Raw genomic sequence first — 11841 nt, forward strand, 5'->3', positions numbered from 1 at the left:
CGGCGTTCCACGGTCCGTCGGACGCCCCGGCGCGGCCGCGCGCTCCCGTGCTCGTGAGCGAACCCCTCCCGGAGTGTCCGTGGCCACAGAAATCATCCTGGGCGTCAGCCCGTTCGGCGAACCCGACCCACGCCTGGCAGCGGCGGTCTGCCGGGCCGGCGGACTCGGCGTACTCGATCTCGGGAGGGGCCCGCGCCGAGCGGCGCACGAGGCCCTCCGCCTGCTGCGGCAGTGGGTGCCGGGGCCCTTCGGGGTACGTGTCGGGGCGGGCTGCGCGCTCGGGCCGGACGACCTGGCGGCCGACGGCGGCGTGCACACCGTACTGCTCGGCGCGGACGCCGAGTTGACCCCCGGGGACCTCGCGGCCGGCCGGCACCGCGTCCTGGCCGAGGTCACCTGTCACCAGGAGGCCCTGGCGGCCGTGCGCGCCGGGGCGCACGGCCTCGTCGCCCGCGGGAACGAGGCCGGCGGGCGGGTCGGCGAGCTGACCACCTTCGTCCTCCTCCAGCAGCTGGTGGCGGACCCGGAGCTCGGCCTGCCCGTCTGGGCCTGCGGGGGCATCGGCCCGCACACCGCCGCGGCCGCCGTCGTCGGCGGTGCGGCCGGGGTCGTCCTGGACACCCAGCTGGCGCTGCTCGACGAATCCGGCGTCGGGGAGGAGGTGGCGGCGGTCCTGCGGACCATGGACGGCTCGGAGACCGTGCTGGCCGCCGGCCATCGCGTGCTGCGCCGCCGGGGGCCGGACGCACCGCCCCTGCCGGACGAGCCCGGCGAGGTCGCCCGGCTGCTGGGCGCGGGCGATCTGCGGAACCGACTGCTCCCCGTGGGCCAGGACGGCTTCCTGGCCTCCTCGTTCGCCCGGCGCTGGGGCGACGTGGGCACGGCCGTCCGGGGCGTCACCGCCGCGATCCAGGAGGCCGTGCGCGACGACACCGCCGCGGAGGCGCTGCTCCGCGGCTCCCCGATGAGCCGCGCGCTGGGCACCGTCCTGCCCGTGGCGCAGGGGCCCATGACCCGGGTCAGCGACCAGGCGCGGTTCGCCGTCGCCGTCGCCGACCACGGCGGGCTGCCCTTCCTCGCGCTGGCCCTCGCCGGGCCGCTGGAGACCCGGATCCTGCTGGAGCAGACCCGCGACGAACTGGGCGAACGCCCCTGGGGCGTGGGCATCCTGGGCTTCGCGCCCGTACAGGTCAAGGCCGCGCAACTGGAACTCGTCCGGGAGGTCCGGCCGTCCTGCGCCATCATCGCGGGCGGCCGGCCCGCCCAGGCGGCCGAGCTGGAGGAGGCCGGCGTCGAGGCCTTCCTGCACGCGCCCTCGCCGGGGCTGCTCCGGCAGTTCCTGGAGGCGGGGGCGCGCAAGTTCGTGTTCGAGGGATCGGAGTGCGGGGGACACGTCGGGCCGCGCAGCAGCTTCGCGCTGTGGGAGGCGCAGGCTGCGGTGCTGGAGGAGTTCCTGGACACGGCCGAGGACGCGGACCCCGCCGAGCTGCGGGTGTTCTTCGCCGGGGGCGTGCACGACAAGCGGTCCGCGGCGATGGTGGCCGCGCTCGCCGCACCGCTGACCGCCCGCGGGGTGGCCGTCGGTGTGCTCATGGGCACCGCCTACCTGTTCACCGAGGAGGCGGTGGACCGCGGCGCGGTACGGCCGCTGTTCCAGCGGCAGATGGTGGCGGCGCGGCGGACCGAGCTGCTGGAGACGGCGCCCGGGCACGCCACGCGCTGTGTGCACAGCCCGTTCACCGACGAATTCCAGCGCGTCAAGGAGGAGTTGCGGACGCAGGGCGTCCCGGAGCGGCAGGTGTGGGAGCAGCTGGAACGGCTCAACGTCGGGCGGCTGAGGGTCGCCAGCAAGGGGATCGAGCGGTCCGGCGACTCCCTGGCCGGGGCCGACGAGGACCGTCAGCTGGACCGGGGGATGTTCATGGCCGGGCAGGTGGCCGTGGTGCGGTCCGCGGTCACCACGGTTCCCGCGCTGCACGCGGCGGTCAGCGCGGAGGCGGCAGGCTTCTACGCCGCGCGCGCCCGGTGGCTGCGCGAGGGACCCCGCGAGGAAGCCCCGGACCGCGTCCCGGCCCCGCTCGACATCGCCGTCGTCGGCATGGCCTGCATGTTCCCCGACGCGCCCGACCTGCCCGCCTACTGGGCGAACGTGCTCGCGGGCCACGACGCCGTCGGCGAGGTGCCCGCGGAGCGCTGGGACCCGGAGCTGCACTACGCGCCCGACGGGGACGGCGACCGCACCGGGTCGAAGTGGGGCGGCTTCCTCCCGGACATCCCCTTCGACCCGCTGCGCTACGGCATCCCGCCCTCCTCGCTCGGCAGCATCGAGCCCGTGCAGCTGCTCGCCCTGGAGGCCGCACGGCGGGCGCTGCGCGACGCCGGCTACGACGAGCGTCCCTTCGACCGCTCCCGGGCCTCGGTGGTGTTCGGGGCCGAGGCGGGCAGCGACCTGGCGAACGCCACCACCCTGCGCACGGTGCTGCCCGCCTACCTGGGGGAGCTGCCGCCCGGACTGGACGAGCAACTGCCGCGGCTGACCGAGGACTCGTTCCCGGGAATGCTGGCCAACGTCATCTCCGGACGGATCGCCAACCGGCTCGACCTGGGCGGCGCCAACTTCACCGTGGACGCGGCCTGCGCCTCCTCGCTGGCGGCGCTGGACGTGGCCTGCAAGGAACTGTCCGCCGGCACCAGCGACATCGCCCTGTGCGGGGCCGCCGACCTCCACAACGGCATCAACGACTATCTGCTGTTCTCCTCGGTGCACGCGCTCTCCCCGACCGGCCGCTCCCGCACCTTCGACAGCGCGGCCGACGGGATCGCGCTCGGCGAGGGCGTCGCCTGCGTCGTCCTCAAGCGGCTGGCGGACGCGGAGCGGGACGGCGACCGGGTCTACGCGGTCGTCAAGGGAGTCGGCAGCTCCAGCGACGGCAGGTCCCTGGGGCTGACGGCCCCCCGCGCGGAGGGGCAGCGGGCGGCGCTGGAGCGGGCCTACCGCCACGCGGGGATCTCACCCGCGGAGGTGGGCCTGGTGGAGGCCCACGGCACCGGGACCGTGGTCGGCGACCGGACCGAACTCGCCGTGCTCACCGAGGTGTTCACCGAGGCCGGGGCCGCGCCGGGCCGGTGCGCGCTCGGCTCGGTGAAGTCGCAGATCGGGCACACCAAGTGCGCGGCCGGACTGGCCGGTCTCATCAAGACGGCCATGGCCCTGCACACCGGGGTCAGGCCGCCCACGGCACAGCTGACCCGGCCCGACCCGGCCTGGGAGGAGGGGAGCAGCCCGTTCGCCTTCCACACCGTGGCGCGCCCCTGGGCCGAGGACCCGGCCGAACGGGTCGCCGGAGTCAGTGCGTTCGGCTTCGGAGGGACCAACTTCCATGTGGTGCTGCGCGGTCACGAGGCGGGTCCCCCGCCCCGGCACGGACTCGACGCCTGGCCGGCCGAGTTGTTCGTCTTCCACGGCGCCGACCGGGCGGAGGCGGGCCGGTCCGTCGGCCGGCTGCTGGAGCTGGCCGGGGAGAACGACCGGCAGGGCCGCCCCTGGCGGCTGCGCGACCTGGCGCTGAGCGCCGCCCGGCGTGGCGACGCGACGGGGAAACCGGCCCGGGCGGCGGTCGTGGCCCGGGATCTGGACGAGCTGCCCGGGCTGCTGGAACGGGCCCTGGCGGGCGAGCACGATCCCCGGGCGGGGGTCTTCGGCGCGGGGCCGGACGGGCCGGAGGGCGGTGAACCGGGCGGCAGTGAACCGGGCGGCGGCGAAGTGGGCGGCGGCGAGGTGGCGTTCCTCTTCCCCGGTCAGGGGAGCCAGCGCCCGGACATGCTCGCCGAGCTGTTCATCGCCTTCCCGGAGGTCCAGCGCCACCTGCGGACCGGCCGCGAATGGGCGGACATCGTCTTCCCGCCGACCGCCTTCGACCCCGCTGTCGCGGAGGGGCAGCGCGCCCGGATCACCGACACCAGGACCGCCCAGCCCGCGCTGGGCGTCATGGGGCTGACCGTGGCCGAGCTGCTGGGCCGGGCCGGTGTCCGCCCCGGCATGGCGGCCGGGCACAGCTACGGCGAACTGGTCGCGCTGTGCGCGGCCGGGGCGTTCGGGCCGAAGACCCTGCTGGAGCTGAGCACGGCGCGCGCGGAGGCGATCCTGGCCGCCGCGGGCGAGGAGCCGGGGACCATGGCCGCCGTGGCGGCCGGGCGCCAGGACGTCGCCGAGGAGCTGTCGGCGGCCGGACTCGCCGGCCGGGTGGTGGTCGCGAACCACAACGCGCCGCGGCAGACGGTGATTTCGGGTCCCGCCGAGGCGGTCGAGGCCGCGGTGCACCGGCTGCGCGGGCGGGGGCTGGGCGCCAAGCCGGTCCCGGTGGCGTGTGCCTTCCACAGCCCCCTGGTGGCGCCGGCCGGCGAGCGGTTCGCCGAGGTCCTCGCCGGGCGGCGGGTGACCGCGCCGGAGATCCCGGTCTGGGCGAACCGGACGGCCGCCGCCTATCCGGAACAACCGGACGGCGTACGGGCCGAGTTGGCGGAACAGATCGGTTCCCCGGTGCGCTTCGCCGAACAGATCGAGCGGATGTACGAGGCCGGGGCCCGGGTCTTCGTCGAGGCCGGTCCGGGCTCGGTGCTGACCGGCCTGGTGGGCCGGATCCTCGGCGACCGTCCGCACGCCGCGGTGGCGTGCGAGGGCCCCGACGGCCCCGGACTGCGCGGCTTCCTGGGCATGCTCGCCCGGCTCGCCGTCGCCGGCGTCCCCGTCCGCACCGGCTGGCTGCACCGGGGGCGCGACACCGTCGAGGCCGCCCCCGGGGCCTGCCCCGCACCACCCGGCTGGATCGTCAACGGGCAGCGGACACGCACCCGCGACGGCGCCTCGCTGCCCGGATCGCTCGCACCGGCCCGACGTATTCGCATGGAGGAGATGACCGTGACCCAGGCCGACCGGACCGACCGGACCGACGGCGCGGCGGCGGACGCCGACCGGATGGTGCGGGAATTCCTGCGCACCAGCCGGGAGTTGGTCGCCGCGCAGCGCGATGTGCTGCTGACGTACCTCGGCGGCGCGGCAGGGGTTCCGGCGGTCGCGCCGGTGCCGGTGCCGGTGCCTGTGCCTGTGCCTGCCGCGCCGCCCCAGGACGCGGCGGAGGCGCCTGCTGCGCCCGAGGCGCCTTCGGCACCCGCGGCGTCACCGGCGCCGACGGACGTGCTGGCGACCGTTCTGGACATCATCGGCGAACGCACCGGCTATCCCCTCGACATGATCGAGCCGAATCTCGACCTGGAAGCCGACCTGAGCATCGACTCCATCAAGAGGGTCGAGATCGTCGGGGAGCTGGCCGCCCGGCTCGGCTTCGGCGGCGGCGGGACGGAGCTGCCCCGGCTCGACGACGCGGAGCTGGAGGTGCTGTCCAAGGCCCGTACCGCGTCCGGCATCGCCGGTCTGCTGAAGGAGCGGCTGCCGCACGGGGACGCGGCTCCCGGCCTCCCGTCTCCTACCCCGGCGGCGGACGCCGGCCCCGGCGTCGCAGGCGAGGCACCCGCCAGAATGGTCCTGCGCAGAGTCGGACTCCCGGCCCCGGCAGGGGAGTTCACGGTGCTGGAGGGCAAGCGCTTCGCCCTGCTGGGCGGGGCGGGGCCGGTGCCCGAGGCGCTGGCCGCACGGCTGGGCGCCCATGGCGCGCAGGCGGTCCTCCTGCCGCCGGACCGTCGATTCGCCGACGAGGACGGCCCCTGGGACGGCGTCCTCCATCTGGAGGCGCTGGCGCGCGACGGCGGCGGACCGCTCCTGCCGGAGTCCTTCCCGGTGTTCCGGGCCGCGTTGCGGCAGGGGCCCCGCTGGCTGCTCGCGGCCGCGCCCGCCGAGGGCGGGGACGTCCCCGCCGCGACCGTCGGACGGGCGGACGGGCTGCGGGGCTTCTTCCGGACCGTCGTGCGGGAGCACCCGGACGTCCTCGCCCGGCTCGTCGAGGCCGCCCCGGAGATGACGGCCGACGAGGTGGCGGCGGCACTGGTGGGCGAGTTGACGGCCGGGGAACCGGCCCCGGTGGTGCTGCGGTCGCCGGACGGCGGCCGGTCCGGCCTCGAACCGGTGGCCGCCGGCCTCGGCGCCCTGGGCGGCCGCGGCGCGGGCCCGGCCGGGGACGGTGCGGCCGAGGCGGCCGCCGCCGGTCTGGACCGGGACGCCGTGGTGCTGCTGATCGGCGGGGCCCGGGGCATCACCGCACGGTTCGCCGCGACCCTGGCGGCGGCCTCCCGCTGCCGGATCGAGCTGGCCGGCCGGACCACGACGCCGGACGCCCCCGAGGACGAGGACACCCGGCGGGCGCCGGACCGGGCGGCGCTGCGGGCCGTGCTGGCCGCGCGGGGGGAACGCTCCCCGGCCGCCATCGAACGGGAGGTCTCGCAGATCCTGGCCCGGCGGGAGATCCGCCACACCCTAGGCACGCTGCGGGACCTGGGCAGCCCGGTGCGCTACCACGCGGTGGACGTCCGGGATCCCGAGGCGGTCCGGCGCCTGGTGGCGGACGTCCACGCCGAGCACGGCCGGCTGGACGGCGTGGTGTACGCGGCCGGGGTGATCGAGGACCGGGTCCTTACGGAGAAGGAACCCGACTCCTTCCGCCGGGTGTTCGGCACCAAGGTCGACGGTGCGCGCACCCTGCTCGGAGCGCTGGACGAACTGCCGCGGACCCCCCGCTTCGCCGTGTTCTTCGGCAGCATCGCGGCCGTCCTCGGCAACCGCGGCCAGGCGGACTACGCGGCGGCCAACGACGCCCTCCAGTCCCTGGGCGCCCGATGGGCGGCCCGCTCCGGCTGCCGGACGCTGACGGTGCACTGGGGGCCGTGGGCGCCGGCCGGGGAGCACACCGGCATGGTGACCCCGGAACTCGCCCGCGAGTACGCGCGCCGCGGCGTGAAGCTCATCGACCCCGAGGAGGGGGCGCTGTGCCTGCTGCGCGAGCTCGCCTGGGGCGGGGAGCCGTCCGACGCCGTCGTCTACACCGCATCGGGCTGGTGAGATGAGCACGACGCACACACCGCCCGGCCGGCCCCCCGTCGCCATCATCGGCATGGCGGTCCTCTTCCCCGGCGCGCCGGACCTCGGGACGTACTGGCGGAACCTGACGGCCGGGGTCGACGCGATCACCGAGGTCCCGCCCGGGCGCTGGGACCCCTCCTTCTACGACCCGGCGGCCGCCCGCGACCGCGCGGACCGGGTGTACTGCCGCCGCGGCGGCTTCGTCGACGACCTGGCCGAGGTGGAGGTGACCCGGTTCGGGATCATGCCCAGCTCGGTGCCGGGCACCGAGCCCGAGCAGCTCATCGCGCTGCACGTGGCCGCCGGGGCGATCGAGGACGCGGGCGGCGCGGCACGGCTGCCGGACCGGGACCGGGTCGGGGTGATCCTGGGCCGGGGCGGCTATCTGTCCCCCGGGATGGCCCGGGGCACCCAGTCCGTCCGGACGTCCGCCCAACTGGTGCGCACACTCTCGGAGTTGCTGCCCGAGCTGGACGCGGGGCTGCTGGACCGGGTCCGGCGGGCGTACACGGAACAACTGGGCCCGGACGAGCCGGAGCAGGCCATCGGCCTCGTCCCCAACCTGACCGCCTCCCGGGTGGCCAACCGGCTCGACCTGCGCGGCCCGGCCTACACGGTGGACGCCGCCTGTGCGTCCTCGCTGGTCGCGGTCGACCAGGCGGTCGGTGAACTGGCCACGGGCCGCTGCGATCTGGTGCTCGCCGGCGGGGTCCACCACTGCCACGACATCACGCTGTGGTCGTTGTTCTCCCGGCTGCGCGCGATGTCGCCGAGCCAGCGGATCCGCCCGTTCCACCGGGACGCGGACGGGCTGCTGATCGGCGAGGGCACCGGTGTGGTGGCGCTCAAGCGGCTCGATGACGCGCTGCGCGACGGGGACCGGGTCTACGCCGTCGTCCGCGGCACCGGGGTGGCGAGCGACGGCCGCAGCGGCAGCCTGGTCAACCCCGACCCCTCGGGCCAGGTGAAGGCCGTACGGGCCGCCTGGCGCGAGGCGGGACTCGATCCCGCCGCACCGGGGTCCGTCGGACTGCTGGAGGCGCACGGGACCGCCACCCCTTCGGGCGATGCCGCCGAACTCGCCACCCTGGCCGAGGTGTTCGGCCCTCCCGGGGGCCATCCCGGCGGTCCTTCCGGCGGCGAGGACCGGCCGGTGATCGGGTCGGTGAAGTCGATGATCGGCCACACCATGCCGGCCGCGGGCGTGGCCGGTCTGGTCAAGGCGGCGCTCGCCGTGCACCACGGCGTGCTGCCGCCGACCCTGCACTGCGAGGAACCGCACCCGGCCCTGGACCGCACCCGGTTCCGGCCGATCGCCACGGCGCGGGACTGGGCGACCGGCGACGGAGGGACCCGCCGGGCGGGCGTCAACGCGTTCGGCTTCGGCGGCATCAACGCCCATGTGGTGCTGGAGGAGACGCCCGCCCCGCCCGGCCGTCCGGCCCGTCCGGCGGTGGCCGTCCGCGAGCCGGAGCAGGTGCTGCGGCTGGCCGCCGACAGCCCGGAGAAGCTCGCCGCGTGCCTGGACGCCGAGGACACCGCCGTGCGCCGGGCGGGACTTGCCGCCCCGGGCGCCGGACGCGTCCGGCTGGGCATCGTGGACCCCACCGCCAAGCGCCTGGCCCTGGCCCGGAAGGCGGTGGCCGGGGGCCGTCCCTGGCGGGGGCGCGGCGACGTCTGGTTCGCCCCCGAGCCGCTGCTCGGCGGGCCCGGCGGCGGGCGGCTGGCCTTCGTCTTCCCCGGGCTGGAGGCCGAGTTCCGGCCCCGGGCCGATGACGTCGCCGCCCACTTCGGTCTGTCCGCGCTGCTGACCGGCGGATACGCGGGGCCCGGGGCCGATGTGGCGGACGTCGGCCGGCACGGCGCCGGGGTGATCGCGGTGGGGCGGGTGCTGGACGCCGCGCTGCGCCGGATGGGCATCGTGCCGGACGCCGTCGCGGGCCACAGCATCGGCGAGTGGACCGCCATGGCCACCTCCGGGCTGTATGCCGGAAGCGCGGTGGACGAGTTCGCCCGGGCCTTCGACCCGGACCGGGTGCGGGTGGCCGGGGGACTGGCCTTCGCCGCGCTCGGCGCCCCCGCCGGGCGGGTCGCCGCCGCTCTCGCGGACCACCCCGGGGTGGTGCTGTCGCACGACAACGCGCCGGATCAGTCGATGGTCTGCGGGCCGCCCGGCCAAGTGGAGGAACTGGTACGGAGCTTCCGGGCACGCGGGGTCATCGGCCAGGTCCTGCCGTTCCAATCGGGCTTCCACACCCCGATGCTGGCCCCTCACCTCGGCCAGATCCGGCACTACGCAGGCCTGTTCGAGCTGCGCCGGCCGACGGTGCCGGTCTGGTCGGCGACCACCGCCGCGACGTACCCGGACGCCGAGCAGGAGGTGCGCGAGCTCTTCGTCCGTCACCTGCTGGAACCCGTGCGCTTCCGGCCCCTGATCGAGGCCATGTACACGGCCGGCTTCCGGGTGTTCGTCCAGGCCGGTACGGGCCAGGTGGGCTCGCTGGTCGAGAACACCCTGCGGGGCCGTCCGCACCTGGTGGTGGCCGCCAACTCGCCGCACCGGCAAGGGATGGCGCAGCTCCTCCGGGTCGCCACGGCCCTGTGGGCGGACGGCGGCGAACCGGACGCCGGGGTCCTCGTACCCACCGGCGGCACGGCCCGCCGGATGCCGCCGTCGAGGCTGGACCTGGGCGGGGGACTGGTGTCCCTGGACCGGGAGACCGTGGCCGAGGTGCGCTCGGCCCTGGGCGCACGGGGGTGCGCGGACAACGGTGCGCCGTCGTCCGGTGATTCACCGCTGGCCGCCGAGCTGCGGGCGCTGCTGGCGGACACCGCCGACACGGCCGTGGCGGTGTCCCGCGCCGCAGCGGCCCGTACGGCCCGTACGGCCCGCACTGTTCGTACGGTGCTGCGGGTGTCCACGGACACCATGCCGTACCTGCGCGACCACTGCTTCTTCGGGCAGCGCCCCGGCTGGCCGGACGAGGCCGACCGGTGGCCGGTGGTCCCGGCCACGACGGTGGTGCACCACATGACGGAACACGCGGAACGGGCCCGGCCCGGGGCGACGGCGGTGGCGGTGCACGACGTGCGGTTCGACCGCTGGGTCGCCGCGGCACCCGCCGTCGAGGTGCCCGTGACCGTCGAGGCACGGGGCACCGGCCGGGCCGCGGTGACGTTCGGCGCATACGCGCACGGCGAGGTGGAACTCGCGGACCGGTATCCCGGCGACGCGCCCCGGCCCTGGCGGTGGCGGCCGGAGGAGGAACGGCCCCCGCAGATCACGGCCGGGCAACTGTACCGGGACGGCTGGATGTTCCACGGCCCCGCCTTCCAGGGCGTCACCGAGCTGACCGCGACCGGCGACGCGCATGTGCGCGGCGTGCTCACGACGCCGTCCGCGCCCGGTGCGCTGCTGGACAACGTGGGCCAGCTGCTCGGCTACTGGATCCTGGCCACGCTGACCGAGCGGACCCTGGTGTTCCCCGTCCGCGTCCGGCACATCCGGTTCTTCGGTCCGCACCCGCCGCCCGGCACCCGGGTCGAGTGCCTCGTCAGGATCGTCTCGGTCACCGACGCCACGGTGGAGGCGGACGTGCAACTCCTCACGGACGGGGCCGTCTGGGCGGAGATCGGCGGCTGGCAGGACCACCGGTTCGACAGCAGTACGGAGACCAAGGCGCAGGAGCGCTTCCCCGAACGGCACACCCTCTCCGCCGCTCAACCGGGCGGCTGGGTGCTCCTCTTCGACCGGTGCCACGACCTCGCCTCCCGCGACCTCGTGATGCGGCGCCACCTCGGCACCGCCGAGCGCGAGGACCACGGGAGGAGACCGCCGGCCGGCCGCCGCCCGTGGCTGCTCGGCCGCATCGCGGCCAAGGACGCGGTCCGCCGGTGGCTGTGGGAGCACGGCGAGGGTCCGGTCTTCCCCGCCGAGATCCGGGTGGACAACGACGCGTCCGGCCGGCCGCGGGTGACCGGAGCGCACGGCCGGGCGCTCCCCGGGCTCGACGTCTCGCTGGCGCACCGGGCCGAGGCCGCCGTCGCCCTGGTCCGGCCGCGCGGCACCGACGGACGTCCGGCGGCGGTCGGCATCGACATCGAGGAGGTCGCCGAGCGGCCTTCCACGACCCTCGCCGCCGCTCTCGGCCCCGCCGAGCGCGAGCTCCTCGCCGCGCTGTGCGTCCGCACCGGAGAACCGGAAGCCCTGTGGTTCACCCGGTTCTGGGCGGCGAAGGAGGCGGTGGCCAAGGCCGAGGGCACCGGACTGCGCGGCCGCCCACGGGACTTCGCGGTGATCGAGGCCCGGCCGGACGACCTGCTGGTGGCCGTCGACGGCCACCGCTACCCGGTGCGTTGCCGCGGCGTCGGCAACCCGGAGGGCCTGCCCGAACGCGAGTACGTGGTCGCCTGGACCACGGGCCCGGCCGCCGAAGGCGACCCGGAAGACGAACGACAGGAGAGTCAGCAGTGAACAGCAGTCAGGCGGCGCCGGACACCCGGGACCGTGAAGTGGCCGTGGAGGAGGCCGTGTTCGAGGAGGTCGGCGGCATGCTCCGCGCCGTCCTCGGCGAGTACGGCGGTGTGGACGACGCGGAGATCACCATGGGGACCCGGTTCCACGACGACCTGGACCTGGAGAGCATCGACCTGGTCACCCTCGGCGGGCACCTCCAGGCGCGGTACGGGGAGCGGGTGAACTTCGCCGAGTACCTGGCCGCACTCGGGCTGGAGGAGATCATCGGCCTGACGATCGGACAGCTCGTCGAGCACATCGCCGGCTGCCTCCGCGACCCCGGGGAGCGGTGACC

3 protein-coding genes are annotated in these 11841 nt (G+C 76.1%); all 3 read left to right on the forward strand.

The genetic code is table 11. The annotated features are described in order from the left end of the window. The first annotated feature begins 79 nt into the window (after nt 1-79). The 3 genes from AB8735_RS33220 (at nt 80) to AB8735_RS33230 (ending at nt 11839) form a co-directional block, all read left to right on the forward strand. A complete protein-coding gene (locus tag AB8735_RS33220; protein WP_372411376.1) occupies nt 80-7009 on the forward strand; it encodes an SDR family NAD(P)-dependent oxidoreductase in 6930 nt (2309 codons plus the stop codon). A 1-nt stretch (nt 7010) separates the two neighbouring features. Beyond that, entirely contained in the window at nt 7011-11504 is a 4494-nt protein-coding gene (locus AB8735_RS33225; RefSeq protein WP_372411377.1) for a beta-ketoacyl synthase N-terminal-like domain-containing protein, read from the forward strand. Nucleotides 11505-11581: 77 nt separating this feature from the next. Then, nucleotides 11582-11839: a phosphopantetheine-binding protein gene (locus AB8735_RS33230; RefSeq protein WP_344028207.1), complete on the forward strand. Its 258-nt coding sequence runs from the start codon at nt 11582-11584 to the stop codon at nt 11837-11839. Nucleotides 11840-11841 lie beyond the last annotated feature (2 nt).

Source organism: Streptomyces luteireticuli (genome assembly GCF_041519305.1).
Taxonomy (GTDB): domain Bacteria; phylum Actinomycetota; class Actinomycetes; order Streptomycetales; family Streptomycetaceae; genus Streptomyces; species Streptomyces luteireticuli.